This window comes from Nocardioides sp. NPDC092400 (assembly GCF_040684155.1).
Classification (GTDB): Bacteria; Actinomycetota; Actinomycetes; order Propionibacteriales; family Nocardioidaceae; genus Nocardioides.
In genome coordinates, this window is record NZ_JBFBFJ010000002.1 from 842109 (window position 1) to 867116 (window position 25008).

A 25008-nucleotide genomic window follows, 5' to 3' on the forward strand; every position below is an offset into this window, starting at 1 on the left:
GCCGCAGCCGTCCGGAGCCCGGCGCTAGGAGCTGAACGCGGCGTCGAAGGCGGCGGCGGGCGGGTCGTAGTCGAACCGCTTGAGGAACGCCAGCGCCTCGGGGGCGCCGTGGAGGCGGTCCATGCCGGCGTCCTCCCACTCCACCGAGACGGGTCCGTCGTAGCCGATGGCGGCCAGCGCCCGGAAGGAGTCCTCCCAGGGCACCTGCCCGCGTCCGGTGGAGACGAAGTCCCAGCCGCGGCGGGGGTCGCCCCACGGCAGGTGCGAGGAGAGCCGGCCGTTGCGGCCCCCGCCCACGCGCAGCCGGGTGTCCTTGCAGTCGACGTGGTAGATCCGGTCGGCGAAGTCGGAGATGAACGCCACCGGGTCGAGGTCCTGCCACAGCATGTGGCTGGGGTCCCAGTTGAGCCCGAACGCCTCGCGGTGGCCGATCGCCTTGAGCGTGCGCACGGTCGACCAGTAGTCGTAGGCGATCTCCGAGGGGTGCACCTCGTGGGCGAACCGGACGCCGCACTCGTCGAAGACGTCGAGGATCGGGTTCCACCGGTCGGCGAAGTCCTGGTAGCCCGCCTCGATCCGGGAGGCCGGGACCGGCGGGAACATCGCGACGTAGGGCCAGATCGAGGAGCCGGTGAAGCCGACGACGGTGGACACGCCCATCCGCTGCGCGAGCCGCGCGGTCAGCCGCATCTCCTCCGCGGCCCGGGTGCGCACCCCCTCGGCGTCGCCGTCGCCCCACACCCGCTCGCGCACGATCGCGCGGTGCCGGTCGTCGATGGGGTCGTCGCAGACCGCCTGGCCGGTGAGGTGGTTGGAGATGGCCCACACGCCGAGCCCGTGCCGCTCGAGGATCTCCAGCCGGCCCTCGACGTACCCCGGCTCGTCCCACCGCCACGCGTCGAGGTGCTCGCCGGAGACCGCGATCTCGAGGCCGTCGTAGCCCCAGCCGGCGGCGAGCCGCGCGACCTCCTCGAGCGGCAGGTCGGCCCACTGGCCGGTGAAGAGGGTGAAGCGCTTGCCCATCTCAGTCCTCCTGCTGGTGCGCGGCGGGGTGCGGTGCGGGTACGTCGACGCGGGCGCCCGAGCGTCCCGCACTCTCTTCGATCGCCGCCAGCACCCGCTGCACGGCGAGGCCGTCGGCGAACGACGGCGACGGCTGGTTGCCGCTCGCGACCGCGGCGAGGAAGTCGGCCGCCTGCGAGGTGAACGTGCTGTCCCAGCCGAGGGTGTGGCCCGGCGGCCACCAGGCGTCGAGGTAGGGGTGGGTGGCCTCGGTGACCAGCACGCGACGTACGCCGCCGTCCGGGTCCAGCCCGCGGTCGTCGACGCCGAGCTCGTTGAGCCGCTCGAGGTCGAAGGAGAGCGAGCCGGTGGTGCCGTACACCTCGATCTGCAGGGCGTTCTTGCGGCTGGTCGCCATCCGGCTGACCTCGAGGCTGGCGACCACGCCCGAGGCGGTCTCGAGGGTGGCCCAGGCGGCGTCGTCGACGGTGACCGGCTCGGTCCCGTGGTCGCCGGTGCGCTCGGGCACGAACGTCCGCAGGTGGCCGCTGGCGGAGACCACCGGCTCGTCGAGCAGGTGGTGGAGCTGGTCGACGAGGTGCGAGCCGAGGTCGCCGAGCACGCCGGAGCCGGCCGACTCGCGGCGCAGCCGCCAGGTCATCGGTGCGGCCTCGTCGACGAGCCAGTCCTGCAGGTAGCTGGCCCGGACCTGGCGCACGGTGCCGATCCGCCCCTCGGTGATCATCCGGCGCGCGAGCGCCAGCGCGGGCACCCGGCGGTAGTTGAAGCCGGTCATCGACACCACGCCCCGCTCCGCCGCGGCCCTCGCCGCGGCGACGAGGGCCTCGGACTCCGCGACGGTGTTGGCCAGCGGCTTCTCGAGCAGCACGTGCTTGCCGGCGTCCAGCGCGGCCAGGGCGATCTCGGCATGCAGGTGGCCCGGGGTGCAGATGTCGACGACGTCGACGTCGGCGCGGGTGACGACGTCGCGCCAGTCGGTGGCGGTGTCGGCCCAGCCGTAGCGGTCCGCGGCGGTCTTCAGCGCCGCCGGGTCGCGCCCGACGAGCACCTGCTGCCGCACGCCCGGGGCGTCGGGGAAGAAGGCGGAGACGTTGCGCCAGGCGTTGGAGTGGGCCTTGCCCATGAAGGAGTAGCCGACGACGGCCACCCCCAGGGCGGGCGCGCCGCCCGCGGTCCGGTCAGTCATGGGTGGTGCCTCCTGCGGCGTGGGCGTCGGTCGCGGTGAGCGACCGGAGGAAGGTGAGGCCGTCCCGGGCGAGGTCGTCGGGCGAGGCGGCGAGCGGTCGCCAGATCGAGGCGGCCACGGCGATGGCGGCGTTGTCGGGGGTGAAGCTCTCGATGTTCAGCGCGCCGGCGTACCCCACCTCGTCGAGCGCGGCGAGCAGTGCGGGCCAGTCGGTCTGGTCGTGGCCGGGGGCGCCGCGGTCGTTGCCGCAGACCTGGAGGTGCACCAGGTGCCGGCCGGCGCGGCGTACGGCGTCGGCGCTGGAGCGCTCCTCGATCCCGAGGTGGTAGGTGTCGAGCGCGAGCCCGAGGGACGGTCCCAGCAGCGGGCCGAGGGCGGCGAGCGCCTGGTCGACGGTGTTGACCAGCGAGGTCTCGTAGCGGTTCAAGGGCTCGATGCCGACGGTGACGCCCGCGTCGCGGGCGTGCTCGACGACCGGCGCGAGGTTCCGGCGCCACTCGTCGTACGCCGCGTGGCGCTCGTACGGCGTCATCCGCCACACCCGTCCGGTCGCGGCGTAGAAGGGCCCGCAGACGCTGGGCGCGCCGACGGCGGCGGCGAGGTCGGTGCAGCTGCGCAGGTAGTCCTGGGTGCGGGCCACGGTCGCGGGGTCGGTGGCGACGAGGTCGCGCCCGGGGGCCATCGCGCCGACGACGTACGGCGCCAGGCCGGCGTCGCGGACGGCGGCGGCGGTCCGCGCCGGGTCCAGGTGGCCCGGCTCCTCCAGCGGCAGCTCGACGGCGTCGAAGCCGAGGCCGGCGACGAGGTCGAGCATCCGGGGCAGGTCGGCGTCGGTCAGGGGCGAGGTCCAGACCCAGGTGTTGACGCCGAGGGGGCGGTCGAGCGCGCGCACGGGCACACCTTCCGGTCGGAGGGAGGGGGAGGAGGAGCGGGAGCAGGAGCACCGGCCGGGGGTGGGTCCGTCCACCCCCGGCCGGCCGGGCTCACGGGATCTGGCGGTCCTGCCAGACCTTCGGGTAGCCCGGCAGGTCCTCGCCGCCGAACTTGGCGTAGTGGCCGTCGGGCATGCCCTCGTTGGCCGCGAGGAAGTCGCCGCGCTCCTCCTCGGTGATGGGCGTCTGCGGGAGCACCCACTCCTTGGGGATCTCCTCGCCGGCGACGATCTTCTGGATCGCCAGCAGCGGGGTACGCCACTGGAAGTTGGAGTAGACCGGGGCCAGGCCGGTCAGTCCGGTCTCCTCCCACTTGCGCAGGAAGCTCATCTCGTCCTCGCCGGTCATCACCGGGTAGTCGACGCCTTGGTCCTCGAAGGCCTCGATCGCGGCGACGGCGCCGTCACCGGCGTCCATCCACACCCCGGCGACGTCGCCCTTGGTGAGCTCGTCGGTGATGATCCCCTTGATCTTGGTGGGGTCGGCGCCGGTGAAGTAGTCGACGGCCTCGATCCCGTTCTCCTCGAAGATCTTCTCCGCGGCGGCCCAGCGGGTCTCCAGCACGTCGACGCCGGGCAGGATCCGCAGGGCGACGACCTTGTCGCCCTCCTCGAGGTTCTCGGAGAGGAACGTGGCGGTGTCGATGCCCCAGGCGTAGCCGCCGATCGGGTGGATGAACGTCGTGTAGCAGTCGGTCTCCACGCCCCGGTCGAACACGATGACAGGCTTGCCGGTCTCGCAGGCGCGCTCGACGGCCGGCGTCATCGCGGCGGTGGAGTTGGGGGAGATGACGAAGACGTCGCAGTTCCCCTCGCTGATGAAGTAGTCGATGTCGGCGATCTGGGTGTTGTCGTCGTCCTGGGCGTCGCGGGTCTCCATCTCGGAGATGACGCCCTCGTCCTGGAGCGCCTTGAGCTGCTGGTTCATGGTGATCCAGCCGGTCTGGCGCCAGGGGTTGGAGATCGAGGCGTTGGCGAAGCAGACCTTCTGCGGCTCCTTCGAGGCGAAGTCGGAGGTGTCGGTCATCTCGCCGTCGATGTACTGCAGGTAGGGCTGCTCGGGGTCGCCCTCGAAGGTCGCCGAGCGCTGCTCGTCCTGCTCGTCGAAGTCGGCCTGGACGAACCACTCCTCACCCGACCCCTCGGTCTCGGAGGCCGACTCCTCGCCCGCCTGCGGGGCGGGGTCGTCGATGGACTCGTCGGTGCTGCACGCGGCCAGGGCGGCCAGGGCAGCGACGGACGCCACGGCGCCCCTGAGCGACCTGCGTCGCAACGGTGTGCGCATCAGTTGTCTCCTGTGGTTGTGCCCGGGGAGGGCGGTTGGGTGGGGTGCCGAGACGGGGTTGCGGGAGAGGCGGTACGGCGCGTGGGCCGGCGGCCGCGCTGCCAGGCGCGGCCGGCCACGGCGACGGCGGCGATGATGATCAGGCCCTGGACGGTGGCGCGCCACGTGGACTCCACGCCGAGCGCGGTCAGCAGGACGAAGAGCAGCTCGAGCGCGACCGCACCGGCGGCGGCGGAGAGGACCCAGCCGCGGCCGCCGCCGAGGACGACCCCGCCGAGGACCACCGCGGTGATGGCGGTGAACTCGTAGCCCTGGCCGACCGAGGGGTGCACGCCGGCGTACCCGACCAGGATGATCCCGGCGACGGTGGCCGAGAGCGAGGAGATCACGAACGCGCGGGTCTTGAGCCACCACAGCGAGCTGCCCGAGACACGGGCGGCGTCGGCGTTGTCGCCGGCGGCCACGAGGCTGCGGCCGAAGGGACGGCGCATCGACCACGAGGCGAGCGCGCCGAGCACCACCAGGATGACCAGCGGGTAGGGGATGACGTCGACGACGGGGACGTCCTGGATGCCGCCGCGGCCGATCTCGCGGAAGGAGTCGGCCGGGTTGCCGGTCGCGGCACCACCGGTGAGGTGGTCGACCAGGCCGCCGAGCGCGAGCATCATCCCCAGCGTCACGATGAAGCTCGGGACGCCGAGCAGCGTCGTGCCGAGGCCGTTGAGCACCCCGATGAGGACGCCGACGGCCAGCATCAGCAGCGTGACCGGGAGGATCCGGCTCTCGTCCTCGCCGATCAGGTTGCCGGCCATGACGACCTGGGCGGCGACGACCGCGCCCATGGAGAGGTCGAACTCGCCGGAGACGATCACGTAGTACTGGCCGATGGCGGCGATTGCGATCGGCGCCGTGCGGCCCAGGAAGCGGATCACCACGCCGGGGTCGCCGAAGTTCGGGTTGGCCAGGACCGTCGCGACGAGCAGCGCGACGACGAGGACGTACACCGCGCCGCCCGGGGTGGCGAGCGCCGCTGCGGCCCGCCCGCCCCAGCTGCGGTGGTGGTCGGGGAGCGGAGGTCGCTCGGCGCGCTCGAGGAGCGGGGTCGAGGTGGTCACTTCGCCTCCTGCAGTGCGGCGTCGAGGCCGGTCGGTCGTTCGAACCTGGCGGGCCGGCGGTCGATCTCGCGGCGGGCGTAGACCGCGACCGCGACGACGATCACCAGGCCGCGGACGACGTCCTGGAGGAAGGCGCTGACGCCCATGACGCCCATGACGTTGTCGAGGACGGAGAAGATCGCGACACCCGCGAGGGTCCCCACGACGTTGCCCTTGCCGCCGGCGAGCAGCGTGCCGCCGAGGACGACCGCGGCGATGGACATCAGGTCGTAGTCGCCCTGGCTGCCGATGGTGGGGCTGCCGACGCTGAGCCGGGCCACCAGCAGCAGCCCGGCGAGGGCGGCCAGCACCGAGGAGAGGGTGTGGGCGACGAGCACCGGCACCGACGTGCGGATGCCGGAGAGCCGGGCCACCTCGCGGTTGCCGCCCACGGCGTAGAGGTGGTGGCCGACGCGGGTGCGCCGCAGCATCAGCACGACCAGCACCGCGCAGCCGAGCAGGATCAGCGTCGAGAGCGGCACCGGGCCGACCTGGGTGGCGCCGACCAGCCGGAACGAGCGCGGGGCCGAGCCGTGGCTGCCCTGGTAGTTGGTGGCGAGGTAGCCGCTGATCACCAGGCCCGTGCCGAGGGTCGCGATGAAGCCGTGGACGCCGAGGTACGCCACGATCGCGCCGTTGACCAGGCCGACCGCCGCGGCCACCAGCAGGGCGAGCAGCACCGCCGGGACCACCTTGCCGTCCTGGCCGGCCATCGTGCCGGCCGCAAGCACGCTGACCAGGCTGACGACGTACGGCACCGAGAGGTCGAGGCTGCCGACGAGGATGACCAGCGTCTGGCCGATGGCGATGAACCCCAGGATGCTGATGCCGGTCAGCAGGGCGGAGATGTTGCCGGGGCTGAGGAAGTTGCGGCCCTCGACGGCGGTCAGCACGAAGCCGACGACCAGGCTCAGCGCGAGCAGCACCAGGACGATGCCGGTGGAGGTCAGCGGGGCCCGGCGCCGGGCGAGCGTGCTCATCCGCCCACCCCCGTCGCGACCTGCAGCACCTGCTCCTCGGTGGCGCCCGCGGGCAGCTCGCCGGCCAGCCGGCCGTCGCGCATCACGAGGATCCGGTCGGACATGCCGATCACCTCCGGCAGCTCGCTGGAGACCATCAGGACGGCCACGCCCCGGGCCGCCAGGGCGCGCATCAGCTCGTAGATGGAGTGCTTCGCGCCGACGTCGATGCCGCGGGTGGGCTCGTCCATCAGCACGACGCGGGGGTCGGTGGTCAGCCAGCGGGCCAGCACGACCTTCTGCTGGTTGCCGCCGGAGAGGAACTGGACCTCCTGGTCCATCGCGCGGGCGGAGACCTCCAGCGAGGACAGCAGCCCGGGCAGCTCGCGACGGGCGGGACCGGTGCGGCGCGGGAAGACCGCCCGCACGACGCCGAGCGCGTTGTCGAGGATCGTCTGGTTCAGCGCCAGCCCGGTGGCCTTGCGGTCCTCGGTGACCATCGCGAGGCCGGCGCGGATGGCCGCACGCGGCGAGCCGGGGCGCACGTCGCGCCCGCCGACGCGCATCGTGCCCCGGGTCAGCGGACGCACCCCGAAGACCGCCTCGAGCAGCTCGGTGCGTCCGGAGCCCTGGAGGCCGGCGATGCCGACGACCTCGCCGGCGCGGAGGGTCAGGTCGACGCCGTCGACGTACCCGTTGCCGGCGTCGAGCAGCTCCAGCGCCGGCTCGCCCACCTCGGTGCCGGGCAGCGGGTCGGGGAAGAAGGAGGAGATCGAGCGGCCGACCATGAGCCGGACCAGCTCGGCGTCGTCGAGCTCGCCGGCCGGTCGCGTGGTGACCTGGCGGCCGTCCTTGAGGACGGTGATGGTGTCGCAGAGGTCGAAGATCTCCTTGAGCCGGTGGGAGACGTAGACGATCGCGACCCCGCGGGCGGTGAGCCGGGCGATGACGGAGTAGAGCAGCTCGACCTCGTGCTCGGCGAGGGCGGCGGTCGGCTCGTCCATCTGGATCACCCGGGCGTCGTAGCTGACGGCCTTGGCGATCTCGACCAGCTGCTGCTCGGCGACCGACAGCGTGCGCACCCGCTGGCCGGCCCGGAGGCCGGTGACGCCGAGCCCCTCGAGCAGCTCCTCGGTGTCGCGGTGCATCCGGTCGACGTCGACCAGGCCGCGGCGGCGGGGCTCGCGGCCGAGGTAGACGTTCTCGGCGACCGAGCGCTCGGGCAGGAGGTTGAACTCCTGGAAGACCGTGGACAGGCCGGCCTGCTGGGCCTGGACGGGGTGGGTGAACGACACGTGCTCGCCGCCCACCTCGACGGTCCCGGCGTCGGGGGAGTGCACGCCGGCGAGGATCTTCATCAGGGTCGACTTGCCCGCGCCGTTCTCGCCCACGAGGCCGAGCACCTGGCCGGCGCGGAGCTCGAGGTCGACGTCCTCGAGCACGGTGTGCCCGGCGAATGCCTTGGCCAGCCCGCTGGCCCGCAGCACGACGGCGCCCGCGTGGGCGGCGCTTCCGGAGGGCGTGCCGGGGCTGCCGGGGGTGCCCGGGCTCTCGGTCGGCGACGTGGTGGTCACGAGCGCACTGTGGCACGCGTCACTCACTTCTGTCGAGGTCTCGTCAAAAGTTGCTTGCTGGACGTTCAGAAGTCCGCGTGGAACACTTCCGGCCGTGCGGACCAGCGACGTCTTCGAGCTCCTTCGGGACGGGCAGCCCCGCACCCGTGCGCAGCTCGCCGATCTCTCCGGGCTGGCCCGCTCCACGATCGCGTCGCGGATCGACGTCCTGCTGCGGCTGGGCCTGGTGGCGCCGTACGGCGGCGGGGTCTCGACCGGGGGGCGCCCGCCCTCGCTGCTGGCGCTCAACCCGGGGGCGTGGGTCGTCGCCGGCGTGGACATCGGCGCCAGCCACGCGACCGCCGCCCTCTCCGACCTCAGCGGCACCATCCTCGCCGAGCGCCGCGCCGACCTTGACGTGGCGCTCGGGCCCGACCACGTGCTCGGCTGGGTCGAGCGGGTGGTCGCCGACCTCCTCGCCGACCAGGGGCGCGAGGTCGGCGAGCTGGCCGCGATCGGCATGGGGCTCCCGGGACCGGTCGAGCACTCGAGCGGCCGGGCGATCAACCCGCCGATCATGCCGGGCTGGGACGAGTACGACGTGCCGGGCCACGTGCAGCGGGCCTTCGACGTGCCCGTGCTCGTCGACAACGACGTCAACATCATGGCGCTGGGCGAGCAGCACGCCCACCTGCCCGACACCGCCGACCTGGTCTTCATCAAGGTCAGCACGGGCATCGGCGCCGGCCTGATCTCCGGCGGCCAGCTGCAGCGCGGCGCCCAGGGGACGGCGGGCGACCTCGGCCACGTGGCCGTCGCCCGCGCCGCCGAGGTGCTGTGCCGGTGCGGCAACCAGGGGTGCCTGGAGGCCGTGGCGGCCGGGCCGGCGGTCGCCCGCGCCCTCCGCGAGTCCGGCGTGGACGCCGCCGGCTCCGCGGACGTCGTGGCGCTGGTGCGCAGCGGCGACCCCCGGGCCGTCCAGGCCGTGCGCCAGGCCGGCCGCGACCTCGGCGAGGTGCTGGCCACGCTCGTGAACATGATCAACCCCTCGGCGATCGTCATCGGCGGCTCGCTGGCCGACGCCGGCGAGAGCCTCCTGGCGGGCATCCGCGAGGTCGTCTACCAGCGCTCCCTCCCGCTCGCGACCCAGCACCTCGCGGTCACCACCTCGCGGGCCGGCGAGCGGGCCGGCGTCATCGGCGCCGCTGCGCTCGCCATCGGCCACGTGCTCTCGCCCGAGCACATCGACCGGGCCGGCGCGCGCGTCGCCGAGGCGGGCGCGGGCGGGGTCGTCGCGGCGGGGGTGGCGGCCGGGCTGTGACGACAGGTTCGCCGCTGCGTCGGCACGCTGCAGCGTGCCGACAGTGGTGGGAACGTGTCGACGGTGCAGCGGACGTCGCGTGACAGCCGGCCCGGCCCGGCCCGGCCCGGCCTGGCCCGGCCCGGCGCGGCGCACGTCACCTGTCCACAGGCGCAGCCGTCGAGCCCCGCACCGGTGTCGGCGGGCGCCGTTAGGGTTCTCGGGTGCCCGGGACCCCCTCCACCGCCACCTCGTCGACCACCCGCGTCAGCGAGGTGCTCGCCGGCGCGGTGCAGGCGCTCGGCGGCGCCGAGCGGACCGGGCAGGTGCGGATGGCCGAGGCGGTCGGCCGGGCGCTCGCCGACGAGGAGCACCTGCTCGTCCAGGCCGGCACCGGCACCGGCAAGTCGCTGGCCTACCTCGTGCCCGCGCTGCTCCACCCCGACCGGGTCGTGGTCGCCACGGCCACGCTGGCGCTCCAGCACCAGCTGGTCGAGCGGGACCTCCCGCGCCTGGTGCAGGCGGTCGCGAAGGACGAGGCGGCGCGCGACGTCGACACCTCCTACGCCGTGCTCAAGGGCCGGTCCAACTACGCGTGCCTGCACCGCGTCCGCGAGGGCGTCCCGGACGACCAGGGCACCCTGGTGCAGATGCCCGAGGGGTCGATGGGCCAGAAGGTCCTCGAGCTGCGCTCCTGGGCCGAGGAGCAGGCCGAGGAGGGCGGCAGCGGGGAGCGGGACAACGCCCCGCGGCACACCGACCGCGAGTGGCGGCAGGTCAGCGTGAGCCACCGCGAGTGCCTGGGCGCCGCCAAGTGCCCCTTCGGCCAGGAGTGCTTCGCCGAGCTGGCCAAGGAGAAGGCGCAGCGCTCGCACCTGATCATCACCAACCACAGCCTGCTCGCGATCGACGCGATCGAGGGCGTCCCGATGATCCCGGAGTACGACGCGGTCGTCATCGACGAGGCGCACGAGCTCACCGCGCGGGTGACCCAGGCCGCCACCGACGAGCTGTGGGCCGCCGAGGTCGAGCGGGCCGCGCGGCGCAGCCAGCGGCACGTCGACTCCGAGGCCGACGACCTCTCCGACGCGGCCGAGGCGCTGCGGGCGGCGATCACCGACGCCCGACCCGGCCGGTTCGAGCGGATGCCGCAGGAGCTCGGTGACGCGCTGGTGCTGGTCCGCGATGCCGCGCGCGCCTGCCTCTCGGCGTACCCCAAGGGCGACGACAAGGGCGACAAGGGCGCCGACCCCGGCCTGACCCAGGCCAAGGGCTCGGTCCAGGAGGTCTTCGCGACCGCGGAGCGGATGGCCGCCGACCTCGACTCCGACGTCCTGTGGCTGACCGAGGGCAGCGAGCGGATGCCGCCGCGGCTGTGCGTCGCGCCGCTGCAGGTGTGGGGGCCGATGCGCGACAAGCTGCTGCGTGAGAAGAGCGTGGTCTTCACCAGCGCCACGCTGATGCTCGGCGGCGACTTCGGGTCCGTCGCGACCGGTGTCGGGCTCAAGCCCTCCGAGCGGGTCGTGGACGAGGGCTCCGACGCCCAGCGGACCGACACCGTGCTGCCCTGGCGCGGCATCGACGTCGGCTCGCCGTTCGACTACGGCCAGCAGGGGATCCTGTACGTCGCGCGGCACCTGCCCGCCCCGGGTCGCGACGGCCTCGTGGGCGCGCAGCTCGACGAGATCGTCGAGCTGATCGACGCCGCCGACGGGCGGGCGCTCGGCCTGTTCTCCTCGCGTCGCGCGGCCGAGACCGCCGCGGAGGCGGTCCGCGAGCGGCTGCCGCACCTGACCACGCTCGCCCAGGGCGACGCCCAGCTGCCCGAGCTGGCCAAGCAGTTCGTCGAGGACCCGCACACGGTGCTGTTCGGGACGCTGTCGCTGTGGCAGGGCCTCGACGTCCCCGGTGACACCTGCCAGCTGGTGCTCATCGACCGGATCCCGTTCCCGCGGCCCGACGACCCGCTGATGTCGGCGCGGCAGAAGGCCGCCGACCAGGCCGGCGGCAACGGCTTCATGCAGATCGCCGCGACCCACGCCGCGCTGCTGATGGCGCAGGGGGCCGGCCGGCTGATCCGCACGACCACCGACCGCGGCGTGGTCGCGGTGCTCGACCCGCGGCTGGCGACCGCCCGGTACGGCGGGTTCCTCAAGGCCAGCCTCCCGCCGATGTGGACCACCACCGACCCCGCCGTCGTCCGCAAGGCCCTCGCCCGGCTCTCGGCCACGGCCGGCTCCTGACCCCGGCTGGTCGAGCAGGCGAGCGCCGGCGAGCCGTCGTCGAGACCCGGTGACCGGGGTCGCAGCGCCGAGCCCACACCGGGTCTCGACGACGCTCAGGCGCAGGACGCCTTCGCCGCTCGACCAGCGGCAGCGGGCCTCAGATCCGCGAGCGACCGTCCCAGCCGCCCCGCGGCGTGCCCCGGATCCCGAAGAACTCCGCGATCGTCGGCGCGACGTCGACGGTGGCCGCCAGCGTGGAGGAGACCGCCCGCGCGGCGGCCGGGTGACCGCCGCCGATGAAGAACGGGATCGCGCGGGTCGCCGGGTGGCCGTGGTTGCCGGGGATCGGGTTGGAGACGACATCGGGGTCGCTGAACCGCCAGCCCGCGCGGCAGTAGGCGACGACGTCGCCGGCGTTCGGGCCGAGCCGCAGCCAGGAGGTGCGGGCCCGGTCGTGCGCCGAGAGCACGCCCTCGGTGGCCCGGGCGACCCTCAGCATCCGCTCGACGGCGCGAGCCCGTTGCCCGTCCGGGCCGGTCCAGTAGAGGAGGTCGGCGCCGCCGTTCTGCGCGACCGCGACCTTGCCGGCCAGCAGCCGGTCCTCGCCCAGCGGGCCGGTGAGCGAGACCACCCGGTCGGGCCGCGACCAGTCCATCGAGTGGTCGGCGAGGACGACGACGATGGACCGCTCCCAGCGGCCGGTGGACCGCAGCAGGTCGAGGAACCGGCCGACCTGGAGATCGGTCGAGACCAGCGCGGCCCGCCGGAGGGCCTGCAGCGTGCCGCCGGTGAGGTCGCTGTGGCCGACCCGGTCGACGTCGCCGAGGTTGACGAACACCAGGTGCGGGTCGAGCTCCTCGACCATGGTGAGCGCGGCCTCCATCGTGAAGACGTCGGGGGCGTGGTCGGTCACCGGGAGCAGCGGGAACGGCTCCCACCGGTGCGTGGCGCGCTCGCCGAACACGCCGTACAGGTAGTCCTTGCTCAGCACCGTGCCGGTCCGGAAGCCCTGCCTGCCCAGCCGCTCGATCACGGTGGTGGTGCGGATGTCGGTGGGCCGGTCCATCGTGCGGGTCGCGCCCAGAGCCCGGTCGTAGATCTCGTTCGCGGGCACGCCGCTCCGGTCGGGCCGGACGCCGGTCATCATCATCACGTGGTTCGGCACCGTCTCCATGACGGGCATCGAGTGCGCCCGGGGGAAGTGCCGCCCGTCCGCGCGCAGGGCGGCGAGGTTCGGCATCAGGCCGCTGTCGATCTCGTCGGGCCGGCAGCCGTCGACGACGAGGACGTAGGCACGGCGACGGTCCCGGCTCGGGGCGGCGTACGCCGGCTGGCCGGTGGCGGTGGAGAAGGTGAGCGCGAGGCCCCCGGCGCCCGCGACCTTGAGCAGGGTGCGCCGGTCGGTCGGGTGGCCGGGGACCGGCGGGGTCGGCGTGCTCATCAGCGCACCGGCCCGTCGACGGCGACCAGCTTGTTCGTGCCCGCGCGGGTGGCGAAGGACTGCGACCAGGTGGCCGGCGTGCGGCGGTCGGTGCGCGACCCGATGACGTACCAGTCCATCTGCACCCGGGCCGGGGTCACGTCGAGCACGGAGTAGCCGTGGGAGTCGAAGTCGAGGTACTTGACGTGCGGGTTGGCGGCGCGGATGAGCTGCTCGACGCCGACGCTCGCGGTGCGTGGTGGCACGCCGAGGATGTCCTTGAGGTTGTCGGAGGTGACCGAGGAGCAGACCAGCTCCACCCCGGCCGTCTCCGAGGCGATCGGGTAGAGCCCGCGGTCGAAGGGGAGGTCGGCGGCCCAGCCGGAGTGGATGTCGCCGGTGAGGAACACGGTGTCCTTGATGCCGCGGTCGCGGATGTGGGCGAACAGCTCGCGGCGGTCGTCGGTGTAGCCGTCCCACTGGTCGACGTTGTAGGGCAGGCCGTCCTGCGGGAGGAGCCCGGTGACGTCGTTGACCGGTGTGACCAGGTCGGCGGGGAGCGCGGCGAAGGTGACCGGCGCGATCATCACCGGGTTGCCCACCAGCTTCCACTGGGCGGTGTCGCGGGCGAGCGAGTCCTTGAGCCAGGCCAGCTGGGCGGTGCCGGTGATCGTGCGGTCGGGCCGGCTCACCGCGGGGTCGAGCACGGGCGCGGAGACCTGCTGGCTGCGGTAGGTGCGCAGGTCGAGCATGCTCAGCTCGGCGAGCCGGCCGAAGCGCAGGCGGCGGTAGAGGCGGGTGCCGTCACCGAGTCGGGCGGTCCCGTCCAGCCGGACGGGCATCCACTCGTCGTACGCCCGGTGCGCGCGGGCGCGGCGCCGCTGCCAGCTGCCCTCCCCGCCCTCGCCCGTGCCCGCGGTGTGGTTCTCCGCGCCGTCGCGCCACGCGTCGTTGGCCGTCTCGTGGTCGTCCCAGACGGTGACGAACGGCGCGGTGGCGTGCAGGTCCTGCAGGTCGGGGTCGGTCTTGTACTGCGCGTGCCGCCGGCGGTAGTCGGCGAGCTGCACGATCTCCCCGGCCGGCTCGTGGCGCCGGACGATGACGTCGCCGGCGCCGTACTCCCCGGCGGGGTACTCGTAGAGGTAGTCGCCCAGGTGCAGCACCGCGTGCAGGTCGTCGCGGGCGGCGAGGTGGCGGTAGGCGCTGAACCAGCCGGCCTGCCAGTTGGCGCAGGACACCACGCCGAAGCGGAGGTTCGAGGGCGTCGCGTCGTGCGCGGGGGCGGTGCGGGTGCGGCCCACGCGGCTGCGCTGGCCGGCCGCGGTGAAGCGGTAGAAGTACCACCGCGCCGGGCGCAGCCCGGTCACGTCGAGCTTCACGGTGTGGTCGCGGCTGGCGCTGGTGACGAAGCTGCCGCGGCGCACGACGTCGCGGAACGCCCGGTCCGTCGCCACCTCCCACCGCACGTCGGTCCGGGGCCCGCGCCCCGAGCCCGGGGTCGCGCCGCGGGTGGGGGTCACCCGGGTCCACAGCACGACCGACTCCGGCAGGGGGTCGCCCGAGGCGACACCGTGCTGGAAGACGCGGTGCCGGGCCGCGGCACCCGTCGGTACGGCGGCGTGGCCGGTGCTGGTCGGGACGGCCGCCACCCCGAGGCCGGCGGCCCCGGTGGCGACGACGGTGCGGCGGCCGAGGGTGCTGACGGGGGTCGGCCGGCCGGGCTGGGTCGTGGTCACGCCTCATCCAACGACGATCGGCTCCCGGCGTGATGGGTGTGCGCGGGTGTGCACCACCTGTTCAGGCGGCGTACGCCGCGGCGTCGCCGGGCGGCCGGCGGCTCAGCTGGCCGAGACGCGCACCGCCGTGGCCTGCCCGTCGCCGAGCGGGGTGCCCTGGCAGGCGTAGTCGGTGCGCTTCCAGCACTCGTAGCGGATGTCGGCGTTCGCGACGGTCACCTCGACCGAGGCGACGGTCCCGGCGCGGAACGAGGCGGTGACCGCGCCGTTCCCCGAGGCGCCGAGCTCGACCAGGCGGCTCTCCGCGGCACCGTCGGTGCCCACGAGCGTCGCCACCGCGCGGGTGGCGCCGCCCGCGGGCAGGTCGACCTCCACGCGCACACCGGTCGCGGACGGCTGGGTCCGCACCTCGAGGGTCGCGCTGCTCAGGTGCGCCAACTCGGTCCTCCAGGAGACGGCCGCGCCACCGGTGGCCGCCGTCGCCGACCTCGCGAGCGGTGCCGGCCGGTACTCCGCGGCGCTGCCCTCGTCGTAGGCCTGGGCCGGGCGGCGGTTGCCGGTCGCGAACTGGGCGAAGGCGACGGGGAACCGGGTGCCGCGGTCCTCGAGGACCGCGGCGACGGCGTCGACCGAGCTGAGGTCGGGTGCGCCGGCGCGGGCGTCGGCCTGGCGCCAGATGTCGCGGACGACCGTCGGCAGGGTGCCCGCGCGCTGGTCGAGCCGCTCGCTGAGGTGGCGGAAGAACAGCCAGGTGCCGTAGTGGAAGCCGTCGTCGCCGCCACGGTCCATGGGGCGGGCGGGGTCGGACAGCGGGCTGGCGGCGAGGTACTGCCGGTTGTCGTCGACGTCGTCGAACAGCTCGTCCTCCACCCAGGCCGCGGTGCCCTCGAGGAGCCACTGGTCCTCGTAGGAGTCGTAGCCGAACTGGACGGCGTGGAAGTACTCGTGCCCGACGGTCACCTGGAGGTTCTGCAGCGGGGTGCCGGTGGGGAAGCCGCGGTAGTCGTTGTCGACGACGCAGAAGGCCCACACGTCCTCCGCCCGCGTGCGCTGGTCGCTGGTGCAGTAGCCGTAGAGACCACCGGCGAGGTCCTGGACGTAGATGTCGGTCTTGGCGTTGCCACCGGCCCTGCCGTCGCGCTTCGGCGCCCGGTAGCCGGCGCCGACGAAGGTGCGGTGCACGCTGCTGGCCGTGGCGAGGACCTTCCTGGCCCACGACGCGCTCGCCCGGTGCCTGCCGCTCGTGCGCCAGTGGACGCACACCACCGTGCACTTCTTCCTGTCCTGCGCCGGGCGGGCCAGCAGGCGGCCGGCCGCGGCCCGGTCGGCGGGCGCCAGCGCCGGCCGCGCCATGCGCAGCTGCCGCAGGGCCTCGGTAGCGTCCCGGCCGTCCCCGGCCAGGGCGGACCGCGCGGCGGCGAGGCTGCGCGCGGCGGTGACGGTGCCCGGGGCGAGGAGGGCGGAGGAGTCCTGCGCCCCCGCGCGCTCGGCGTCCGGGCGCCCGTCCGGGGCCTCGGCGGTGGCGGTGGTGACCCCCGTGAGCGTGGACAGCCCGGTCGCGAGGACGAGGGCGAGGGCGGCCAGGGGACGTGCGCGACGCATGGGTTCTCCCGGGATGCTCGGCGGTGGCCGGGGGGTCACCGACCGGGGCGCTCCCCGGAGGTCTCGAGGTCAGCGCTCAGCCAACCGCAGGCTCGTGCTGCTCCGCATGACCCGTCGGGACCATCTTCTCCGGGGCGGCCGGCGCGGGGTCCGGTCGCTCACGCCGGCGCTCCACGAGCCGGCCCAGCCGTGCCGAGACCAGGAACCCCAGGCCGATCACCAGCCACCCGGCGAGAGCGTCGAGGACCCAGTGGTTGCCGGTGCCGACGATGACGACCGCGGTGATGAGGGCGTGGCCCCAACCCAGGCCGCGGACCCAGTGGCGGCGGGCGTGCTGCTGGACGACCACCGCCACCCACAGCGCCCAGCCGGCGTGCAGGGAGGGGAAGGCCGCGAGCTGGTTCGTCAGCCCGCCCAGGCCCTTGGGCGCCGATGCCTCGGACCCCCACCAGCCGTCGGCCGCGTGCAGGGACAGGACGTCGACGTACCCGTCGACGAAGCGTGGGGGAGCGGTCGGCAGCAGGAGGTAGAGCGCCAGGCCGATCAGGGTGGCCGCCACCAGTGCGCGCCGGGCCGGCACGTAGCGCCGCTCGCCGAGGCGGTAGAGCCACACCAGCGCGATCGCGGTGACCACGTAGTGGGCGGTGGCGTACCAGTAGCTGGAGAGCAGGCCGAGGACCCGCGTGTCGACGAAGAACTGGTTGAGGGAGGCCTCCCAGTGCAGGCCGATGAGCCGCTCCACGTCGAGCAGCTCGCGTGCCCGGGTGAGCGCGGGGCCCAGGGCGTCGTCGGCGAACAGCCGGGACCCGCTGTAGACGACGTAGAGGGTCAGGATGAGCGCCAGCTCGGCCACGCCACGCCGCAGGCGCGGGTGCCTCGTGGTGCTGCTGGGGAGACTCACGGCTCCAACATTGCCGTATCCCACCCCCGAGAAGCATCCGGCTTACCCCCGAGTCGCCCCCCGTTTGCCCATTCTTGGGGGTGAGGCGCCACCCGACCGGGCCTTTTCTCCCGGATCAGCCCCCGCCGCGGTCCGGTAGGGCCCGGGACCGGCGGTGCGCTCAGACGCGCCGCAGGACCGCGGTGACCTTGCCCAGGATGGTCGCGTGCGTGCCGTCGATGGGGTCGTACGCCGCGTTGTGCGGCAGCAGCCACACCTGGCCGTCCTTGCGCTGGAAGGTCTTCACCGTCGCCTCGCCGTCGATCATCGCGGCCACGATCTCGCCGTTGTTCGCCGTCGGCTGCTGCCGGATGACGACGTAGTCGCCGTTGCAGATCGCGGCGTCGACCATCGAGTCGCCGGCGACCTCGAGCAGGAACAGCTGGCCGTCGCCGACCAGCTGCTTGGGCAGCGGGAAGACGTCCTCGACGCGCTCCTCGGCGAGGATCGGGCCGCCGGCCGCGATCCGGCCGACCATCGGGACGTACTGCGCCTCGGGCAGCACGTCGCCCACGCCCGTCTCGTCGACCGAGGCCTCCTCACCGCTGGACATCGCGCGCCGTGCCGCCATCACCTCGGGCAGGAACACCTCGAGCGCCCGCGGGCGGTGCGGGTCGCGCTTGAGGAAGCCCTTCTCCTCGAGGACCTTGAGCTGGTGAGCCACGCTCGAGGAGCTGGTCAGGCCCACCGCGTCGCCGATCTCGCGCATGCTCGGCGGGTAGCCGCGGCCCTCGATGCTGTCGCGGATGTGGGCGAGGATCCGGGTCTGACGAGGGGTCAGGCCGGTCACGTCGGGTGCGCCGTCGGGCAGCTCGGAGACCTTGGGACCGGGGTTCTTCGCCATGGGTGGAGTGCCTTCCGGGGTGCGCGAGGACGAGGGGTGCTGCTGGCAGCACGGTAGAGCCTCCGCGGGCCGTGTTCAAACACCTGTTCGAAGGTGTGTCGCGCGGTGGGCGCCCGGCCCGGGCCGCTGCTTGGATGCGTGCATGGAACCCACCAGCTGTGTCGTCACCGGAGCGGCCCGCGGCATCGGCCGCGGTATCGCCGAGCTCATGGTCGCGCGCGGGCACCGCGTCGTGGTCACCGACATCGACGCCGAGGGCGCGGCGCGCACCGCGGCCGAGATCGGCGCCGCCGAGGGCCTCGGCCAGGACGTCCGCGACGCCGCCTCGCACACCGCCGCTGCCGAGGCGGCCGCGCGGCACGGCGCGCTCGTGGCGTGGTTCGCCAACGCCGGCGTGGGTGACGACGGGAAGCTCGCGGACCTGACCGACGAGCAGGTCCGCCGCCTCGTCGAGGTCAACCTGCTCGGCGCCGTCTGGAGCACCCGCGCGGCGCTCGCCGCGTTCGGCCCGCGCGGCGGCGACCTGGTCCTCACCGCGTCCCTCTCGGGCCTGGGTCCCGTCCCCGGCCTCTCCCTGTACGCCGCGACCAAGGCCGCGGTCGTCTCGCTCGCCTCCTCGGTCGCCCTCGAGGCGCCGCGGGGTGTGCGGGTGCACGCCCTGTGCCCCGACGGCGTGGCCACCGACATGGTCGCCGCGATGCGCGAGGACGGGATGGGCAAGCAGCTCGTCGCCTCGGGAGGCCGGATGCTGGGCGTGGCGGAGACCGCGCAGGCGGCCGTCGACCTGGTCGGGTCCCGCCGGGTCCTGCGGACCCTCCCCGGGTGGCGTGGTGCCGCGATGCGCGTCGGCCAGCTCGCCCCCTCGGTGTCCGGGCCGGCGCTCGCGGTCTTCGCGGCCCAGGGCAGGCGCCGGCTGCGGTAGTCGCCGGGGAGGCAGGTCGGTTCCTTCGAACATTTGTTCGCCCAGGTCCTTGAACTGTTCGAACACGTGCTCTACGGTCGTACACATGTTCGATCGAACGTCTGCTCGATCGTCAACCGGGCCAGCCACTGTCGGTGGCCGCGGTTAGACATCTGCTCAGACCGAGATCGACACGACCCGAGGCTGACCGCCACTTCCCCAGGAGGTCCCCATGAGCACCATCACCGCCACCCCCACCGCCCTGCCGCGCACGACCGGCAGCACCCGCCGCTCCGGCCAGGTGCGGCTCACCCGCCGGGGCCGGCTCGTGGTGTTCCTCCTGGCGCTCGCGATCGTGCTCGGCCTCGGCCTGGCCATCGCGGCAGGCTCGGTGGCCACCGACGAGGCCGGCACCCCCGAGCCGACCCGCGTGGTGATGGTCGGCACCGGCCAGACCCTGTGGGGGATCGCCGCCGACCTCGCCGAGGACGGCGAGGTGCGCGAGATGATGACCCACATCGAGCGGCTGAACGCCCTCGACTCCGCGGTGCTCGCCGCGGGCCAGCGCCTCATCGTCCCGGTGCAGTAAGGCACTCGCCAGCACCGACACAGACGTCGCCAGCCGCTTCGACCCCGGCTGGCGATCCGGGGAAGACAGGGGCGGGGCCGTTCGCGGCCCCGCCCCTGCGGCGTCTCCGGACGCGCTCGCCGGCGCGGCCGCGGAAGTTTCAGCGGCCAGCCGATGAAGCTCCCGGTTGGCCGCTGAAACTTCATCGGCCAACCGACAGGTTCAGCGGCCGGCCGATGGAATGTCGCCCGCCGGGACCGCTCGACGACGCCCACTCAACAAGATCGAGCAGGCTCGACCCGTCCGGGAGCGGCTCGGCGAGCGGGTCAGCGAGCGGCGCGCCGCCCGCCGGGAGCGGCGGGCTGCTGCTGCTCCGACCGCGGCTCGCGGGAGGCCGGGGGAGAGGTGATGCCGAGCTCGCGGAGCAGTCGGGCGACGAGCATCAGTCCGACGAACAGGCAGGCGACGGCACCGACCGAGGCCAGGGCGAGGAAGGCCCACGCGCCGGACTCGCCGCCACGCGCGGTCGCGCCGAAGTCGATCGCGGCGTAGACCAGGTAGCCCCAGGCGACCACCAGGAGGGTGATGCCGAGGGCGAGGAGGGCCAGGCGCGGGGAGAAACCGGCACGGCGCTTGTCGCCCCGCCGTGCGCCCGCCCGCTTGCCCGTCGCCACGTGGCACATCATCGCTGATCGGTGGCGGCCGGGTGCAGTCGACCCGCAGGTCGTCGGCCCCCGGTTCCGGCCCGTCGGGCGCGACGCGGTGATCGTGCCGAGCCGGATCGGCTCGGAGGCTTTACGCTGTGCCTCGTGCAGGGCGAAGTGGGGACGTCGTCGGCGCCGGGTGGAGCTCCCGGTGCGTCGACTCCGCAGTCGTACCACCCGGACGGAGCGCTCCCGCAGGCCCACGACGTCGACGACGTCGCCCGGTCGGTCCTGGCCCGGGTCGGGGCCCACGACGGGGTGCAGCGCGCCGCCCTGGCGCTGAGCGAGGGCGGTGGTCGCCGGCTGCGCTTCGTCGACAACGCGGCGGCAGCCGACCCCGCGGACCTGCGCTGGTGCCACATCGACGCCTACGACGACGTACCGCTCACCACCGTCGTGCGGACCGGTGAGGCGGTGCACGGGCGGCTCGAGGACTTCACCGGTCGGTACGTCGCACTGCTGGAGGCCCAGCGCGAGCGCGAGGTGCGGGCGCTGGCGGCCGTGCCGCTGCCGGGGACCGGCTCGCCGATCGGTGGCCTGCTGGTCTGGTTCTCCGACGCCGAGGCGCTCGACGCCGCGCGGGTCGCCGCGCTCACCGAGCTGGCCCGCCGCGCCTCGGACGCCGTACGCCGGGTCCGGCTGGTCTCCGGGCGCCAGGGCTCCGACGCGGTGCCCGAGGAGCCGGCGATCCCCGAGGGCGCGCTGACCACGAGCGTGCTGCTCGAGGGCGACCCGCGGGCGACGGGCGCCGCGCGGCGGTTCCTCCGCGAGCACCTGCGTGCCTGGGGCGTCGACGACGAGCCGGTCGACGACGCGCAGCTGTGCCTCTCCGAGCTGGTGACCAACGCGGTCGTCCATGCGGGCACGGCATCGGAGCTGCGGGTCGTGCTCGACGACGGCGTGCTGACGGTGACCGTCCGCGACCTCGGCGGCCTCGGCAAGCCCGCCGTCGGGGGCGAGCCGCACCCCTCCGAGGACCTCGACCCGCTGCGCGTCTACGGCCGCGGCCTCCAGCTGGTCGACGCCCTCTCCCAGCGGTGGGGCTCCGAGCGCGACGTCACCGGCACCACCGTCTGGTTCACCCTCGAGCTCGGCACCTACGCCCGCACCGACGCGGTCGCCGCCGGCTGAGGCCGTTCGCGCCGTGTCGGGCCGCTAGGTCCCGATGCCGATGACCACGCCCGCGATGGCGGCGTTGGACAGGTTGGCGAGGCTGCCGGCCAGGAGTGCCCGCAGGCCCAGCTCCGCGACGGCCGAGCGGCGCTCGGGCGCGAGGGAGCCGATGGTGCCGATCTGGATGGCGATCGAGGAGATGTTCGCGAAGCCGGCCAGCGCGAAGGTCACCACCGCGACGGTCACCGGCGAGAGCGAGTCGACCTGCGGACCGAAGTCGGCGTACGCCACGAACTCGTTGAGCACGGTCTTCTGACCGATCCACGAGCCCGCGTCGACCGCCTCCGACCACGGCACGCCGAGCAGCCAGGCCAGCGGCGCGAGCGCCCAGCCGAGGATCTTCTCGAAGGTCAGCCCTTCGGCGCCGAGCCAGCCGCCGACCGCGCCCAGGATGCCGTTGGCCAGCGCGATCAGGGCGATGAAGGCGATCAGCAGCGCGCCCACCGTCACCGCGATCCGGCCGCCGGCGATCGCACCTCGGCCGAGGGCGTCGATGGCGTTGCGGGACTCGGTGTCGCGCACGCTGCGCACGTCGAGCTCGTCCAGGTCGGGGACCGCCCGGTCGTCCCCGGCGCGGGCGTCCTCGAACGGCTCGTCCGGCGTGCTGTCGGGCCACATGATCTTGGCCATCAGCAGGGCGGCCGGGGCGTTCATCACGGTCGCGGCCAGGAGGTACTCCAGCGGCGCGCCGAGCAGGGAGTAGCCCACGAGCGTCGAGCCGGCCGCCGCGGCGAACCCGGCGGCCATCACGGTGAAGAGCTGGCCCTTGCGCAGCGAGCGGAGGTACGGCGCGATCATCAGCGGCGCCTCGCTCTGGCCGAGGAAGACCACCGTGCCGGCGTACAGCGACTCCACCTTGCTCACCCGCAGCAGCCAGGACAGCGCGCCGCCGACGACGTACGTCGCCCACTGCACGACCCGCAGGTAGTACAGCAACCCGACCAGCGCGCCCAGGAACACGATCACCGGCAGCACCGACAGCGCGAAGACCGTCTCGCCCTCCTCGCCGACCTCGGTCAGCGGGCCGAAGACGAAGGCCGTGCCCTCCTCGGCGTACCCGATGAGCGCGGCCACCCGGTCCGAGAGCCAGTCCAGCGCCCGCTCGCCGGGCCCCCACCGCAGCACCAGTGCCGCGAAGGCGACCTGGAGGGCCAGGGCGACCCCGACCGTGCGCCAGGAGATCCCGCGCCGGTGCTTGGAGAAGGCCACGGCCACCAGCACCAGCACGACCAGGCCGAGCAGCCCGCGCAGAGCGTCCATGTCGACGCCGGTGCCCGCGGGGGACCTGCTCGGAACGTGTGCCCGGTCGACGGCCTGGTCACCGGCCGCGCGTGGTGATGGTCCTCCCGCCGATCGTGGCGCCCGAGCCGGTCGCGGTCTTCTGCGGCCTGGCCGGTGCGGCCAGCACCAAGCACCGCGACCACTACTACGAGGGCCCGGGCAACAGCTTCTGGCAGTCGCTCCACCGGGCCGGCTTCACCCCGCGCGAGCTCGCCCCGCACGAGGACCGCCTCCTCGCCGAGCCGGTCGCCGGCACCGCGCTCGGCCTCACCGACCTCGTCGGGCACTGGGACCCGCGCTGGGTGGAGATCGACCGGCTCGTCGAGCAGGTGGAGCAGTGGGAGCCGGAGTGGCTGGCGATCACCGGCAAGGGCGCCGCCCACGAGGCCTCGAAGGCGCTGGGCCGCCGCGGCCGCCCGCACCTCGGCGTCCAGGACTGGTACGTCGGTCCGGCCCAGGTGTTCGTGCTGCCGGGGCCGTCGGGCGCCAACCAGCGCCGCGACTACGACGGCCGCCCCAACCGGCTCTCGTGGTGGCGCGACCTGGCGATGATCTGCGGCGTCCCGGGTGGCTCGTCGGACGGCTCGTCGGACGGCTGAGCAGGGCGCAGGATGGGCCCATGAGCCGCTCCGCCCGCCTCGCCGCCCTCGCCCTGCTGCTGGTCGGCACCACCGCCACCGCCGCCCCCGCGGCGACCGCGGCGCCCGGTGGCCCGACGTCCCCCGCCGCCACCGAGCGCACCGCCACCGAGCGCACCGTCACTGAGCGCACCGTCACCGTCCGTGGCGACTGCGTCCGGCACGGTCGGGTCGTCCTGCGCCAGGACGTCGGGCCGGAGACCACCACGGTGACGGTCCGGGCGCGCGGGATCGCGAACGGGCGCTGGCGCGGTGAGCACCTGCTCGAGGTGGGCGTCGACGACACGAACGACACGCGCGTGTCGGTGCGGGCCCGCCGGCACGGGTTCGCCACGACCTTCGAGGTGGACGGCTCCGGCATCGGTGGCGTGCTCGACCTCGGGGCGCCGAGCGGGGGCGCCTGCTCGGTGGCGTACTCCGAGGCCGACGACCTCGTCGTGGTCGGCGACCGCCGCACCGACGTCTTCGTCGCCACGCCGGGGCCGCGGAGGCGGCTCACGCGGGCGCACGTCCACTGCCGCCCCGGGACCAGGTGGAGCCTGGCGGTGGAGGCGAGCGACGAGGACGGCGGCTACGGCTTCGGGGGGAGCGCCGTGCCGTGTCGCCGGGGGAGCGTCGTGGCCCGCGACCTGACCACGGGCAAGCGGGCCTCCCTGCCCGACACCCTCGAGGTGGTGGCCGAGCGCACCGGCGGGCGCACCCTCCGGCTCCGGTACGACGCCACCGAGCACGCCGCCGCGGAGGCGACCGCGCCTGTCGCCGGGTGACGGTGCAGCCGTCTGACCTGCGGGTACGCGGAGTGGTCCGGACCGGTCCGCACGGACTTCCGGCGAGACACGCCGATCAGGTTGCGCCCCGCTCCACCCCGGCGTACGGTTCCACCACATCTAGTACTTACACAGATGTAGTTATCCACATCTAGTGCACAGCACCAGGGTGGAAGCCCCACAGAAGGCCCGTTGTTCTACACAGGGACGGGCCGGATATCCCCAGACGATCCACAGGCCGGCACACCCCTCGCAGGGTGTCCGAGGCGCGCCCGGAAGGAGGACCCGCATGCACTGCCCGTACTGCCGTGGCACCGACACCCGGGTCCTCGACTCCCGGGTCGCCGACGACGGCGGCTCGATCCGCCGGCGCCGTACCTGCTCGTCGTGCTCGAAGCGGTTCACCACCGTCGAGCAGATGCAGCTGACCGTGCTCAAGCGCAGCGGCGCCACCGAGCCGTTCACCCGCGAGAAGGCCGTCGCCGGCGTCCGGAAGGCCTGCAAGGGCCGCCCGGTCACCGAGGACCAGCTCGCCTGCCTCGGCCAGGCGGTCGAGGACGCCCTCCGGCTCGCCGGGGCCGCGGAGATCCCGGCGCACGAGGTCGGCCTGGCCATCCTCGGCCCGCTCCGCGAGCTCGACGAGGTCGCCTACCTGCGGTTCGCGAGCGTCTACCGCGCCTTCGAGAGCGCCGACGACTTCGAGGACGAGATCGCCAAGCTCCGCGCCGACCGCCCCGCGGTCGACCACGAGCCCCAGCCCACGGGCTGACCACAGACCGCCCGGCACGTAGTGGGGAAGCTGCGTGCCGGGCGCACCA

General features: G+C 74.2%; 22 protein-coding genes. 8 read left to right on the plus strand and 14 right to left on the minus strand.

The window, feature by feature from the left end; translation table 11 throughout:
* Positions 1-24 precede the first annotated feature (24 nt).
* From AB0N29_RS11545 to AB0N29_RS11575, 7 genes are all read right to left on the minus strand, one after another.
* The gene (locus tag AB0N29_RS11545; protein ID WP_364866771.1) at positions 25-1023 is read right to left on the minus strand and encodes a sugar phosphate isomerase/epimerase; all 999 of its coding nucleotides are present in this window, start codon (positions 1021-1023) and stop codon (positions 25-27) included.
* 1 nt (position 1024) lies between these two features.
* On the minus strand, positions 1025-2209 hold the full coding sequence (locus AB0N29_RS11550; protein WP_364866773.1) for a Gfo/Idh/MocA family oxidoreductase: 1185 nt from the start codon (positions 2207-2209) through the stop codon (positions 1025-1027).
* Positions 2202-3101: a sugar phosphate isomerase/epimerase family protein gene (locus AB0N29_RS11555; RefSeq protein WP_364866775.1), complete on the minus strand. Its 900-nt coding sequence runs from the start codon at positions 3099-3101 to the stop codon at positions 2202-2204. The genes AB0N29_RS11550 and AB0N29_RS11555 overlap by 8 nt, the downstream gene beginning before the upstream one ends.
* A 91-nt stretch (positions 3102-3192) precedes the next feature.
* Positions 3193-4386, minus strand: a complete 1194-nt coding sequence (locus AB0N29_RS11560) for a substrate-binding domain-containing protein (RefSeq protein WP_364866777.1) — start codon at positions 4384-4386, stop codon at positions 3193-3195.
* 38 nt (positions 4387-4424) lie between these two features.
* Entirely contained in the window at positions 4425-5540 is a 1116-nt protein-coding gene (locus AB0N29_RS11565; protein ID WP_302269718.1) for an ABC transporter permease, read from the minus strand.
* Entirely contained in the window at positions 5537-6559 is a 1023-nt protein-coding gene (locus AB0N29_RS11570) for an ABC transporter permease (protein ID WP_364866780.1), read from the minus strand. Before AB0N29_RS11570 ends, AB0N29_RS11565 begins: the two co-directional genes overlap by 4 nt.
* Positions 6556-8112, minus strand: coding sequence for a sugar ABC transporter ATP-binding protein (locus tag AB0N29_RS11575; protein WP_364866782.1), 1557 nt, complete (start codon positions 8110-8112; stop codon positions 6556-6558). Before AB0N29_RS11575 ends, AB0N29_RS11570 begins: the two co-directional genes overlap by 4 nt.
* 94 nt (positions 8113-8206) lie before the next feature.
* Here AB0N29_RS11575 and AB0N29_RS11580 point away from each other — a divergent pair, with 94 nt between their 5' ends.
* Both AB0N29_RS11580 and AB0N29_RS11585 read left to right on the plus strand, forming a co-directional pair.
* Positions 8207-9412, plus strand: a complete 1206-nt coding sequence (locus AB0N29_RS11580; RefSeq protein WP_364866784.1) for an ROK family protein — start codon at positions 8207-8209, stop codon at positions 9410-9412.
* Between the two features lie 311 nt (positions 9413-9723).
* Positions 9724-11634, plus strand: coding sequence for an ATP-dependent DNA helicase (locus tag AB0N29_RS11585; protein WP_364866870.1), 1911 nt, complete (start codon positions 9724-9726; stop codon positions 11632-11634).
* 139 nt (positions 11635-11773) lie between these two features.
* On the opposite strand, the gene AB0N29_RS11590 is transcribed toward AB0N29_RS11585, so the two are convergent.
* From AB0N29_RS11590 to lexA, 5 genes are all read right to left on the minus strand, one after another.
* Positions 11774-13057 (minus strand): nucleotide pyrophosphatase/phosphodiesterase family protein, encoded by a 1284-nt coding sequence (locus tag AB0N29_RS11590; RefSeq protein WP_364866787.1) that lies wholly within the window; start codon positions 13055-13057, stop codon positions 11774-11776.
* Positions 13057-14772 (minus strand): alkaline phosphatase D family protein, encoded by a 1716-nt coding sequence (locus AB0N29_RS11595; protein WP_302269723.1) that lies wholly within the window; start codon positions 14770-14772, stop codon positions 13057-13059. The genes AB0N29_RS11590 and AB0N29_RS11595 overlap by 1 nt, the downstream gene beginning before the upstream one ends.
* A gap of 102 nt (positions 14773-14874) precedes the next feature.
* Positions 14875-16374: an MXAN_6640 family putative metalloprotease gene (locus AB0N29_RS11600; RefSeq protein WP_364866790.1), complete on the minus strand. Its 1500-nt coding sequence runs from the start codon at positions 16372-16374 to the stop codon at positions 14875-14877.
* A 76-nt stretch (positions 16375-16450) separates the two neighbouring features.
* Positions 16451-17275, minus strand: coding sequence for a phosphatase PAP2 family protein (locus AB0N29_RS11605; protein WP_364866792.1), 825 nt, complete (start codon positions 17273-17275; stop codon positions 16451-16453).
* 160 nt (positions 17276-17435) lie between these two features.
* Complete coding sequence (gene lexA, locus AB0N29_RS11610) at positions 17436-18158, minus strand: transcriptional repressor LexA (RefSeq protein WP_302269726.1); 723 nt, start codon at positions 18156-18158, stop codon at positions 17436-17438.
* Between the two features lie 142 nt (positions 18159-18300).
* Between lexA and AB0N29_RS11615 the strand changes: the two genes are divergently transcribed.
* Both AB0N29_RS11615 and AB0N29_RS11620 read left to right on the plus strand, forming a co-directional pair.
* On the plus strand, positions 18301-19080 hold the full coding sequence (locus AB0N29_RS11615) for an SDR family oxidoreductase (RefSeq protein ID WP_302269728.1): 780 nt from the start codon (positions 18301-18303) through the stop codon (positions 19078-19080).
* 211 nt (positions 19081-19291) lie between these two features.
* The gene (locus AB0N29_RS11620) at positions 19292-19648 is read left to right on the plus strand and encodes a LysM peptidoglycan-binding domain-containing protein (RefSeq protein ID WP_302269729.1); all 357 of its coding nucleotides are present in this window, start codon (positions 19292-19294) and stop codon (positions 19646-19648) included.
* 305 nt (positions 19649-19953) lie between these two features.
* Here the strand turns inward: AB0N29_RS11620 and AB0N29_RS11625 are convergent, their stop codons facing one another.
* Positions 19954-20301: a hypothetical protein gene (locus tag AB0N29_RS11625; RefSeq protein ID WP_302269730.1), complete on the minus strand. Its 348-nt coding sequence runs from the start codon at positions 20299-20301 to the stop codon at positions 19954-19956.
* Positions 20302-20436: 135 nt separating this feature from the next.
* Between AB0N29_RS11625 and AB0N29_RS11630 the strand changes: the two genes are divergently transcribed.
* Positions 20437-21462 carry an ATP-binding protein gene (locus tag AB0N29_RS11630; protein ID WP_364866795.1) on the plus strand — a complete coding sequence of 342 codons (1026 nt, stop codon included), beginning with the start codon at positions 20437-20439 and terminating at the stop codon, positions 21460-21462.
* 24 nt (positions 21463-21486) lie between these two features.
* Here AB0N29_RS11630 and AB0N29_RS11635 read toward each other — a convergent pair whose 3' ends face one another.
* A complete protein-coding gene (locus tag AB0N29_RS11635; RefSeq protein WP_364866797.1) occupies positions 21487-22764 on the minus strand; it encodes a nucleoside transporter C-terminal domain-containing protein in 1278 nt (425 codons plus the stop codon).
* A gap of 77 nt (positions 22765-22841) precedes the next feature.
* Between AB0N29_RS11635 and AB0N29_RS11640 the strand changes: the two genes are divergently transcribed.
* From AB0N29_RS11640 to nrdR, 3 genes are all read left to right on the plus strand, one after another.
* Positions 22842-23384 (plus strand): mismatch-specific DNA-glycosylase, encoded by a 543-nt coding sequence (locus AB0N29_RS11640; protein WP_364866872.1) that lies wholly within the window; start codon positions 22842-22844, stop codon positions 23382-23384.
* 20 nt (positions 23385-23404) lie between these two features.
* Entirely contained in the window at positions 23405-24190 is a 786-nt protein-coding gene (locus tag AB0N29_RS11645) for a hypothetical protein (protein WP_364866799.1), read from the plus strand.
* Positions 24191-24479: 289 nt separating this feature from the next.
* On the plus strand, positions 24480-24959 hold the full coding sequence (gene nrdR, locus AB0N29_RS11650; RefSeq protein ID WP_302269735.1) for a transcriptional regulator NrdR: 480 nt from the start codon (positions 24480-24482) through the stop codon (positions 24957-24959).
* Positions 24960-25008 lie beyond the last annotated feature (49 nt).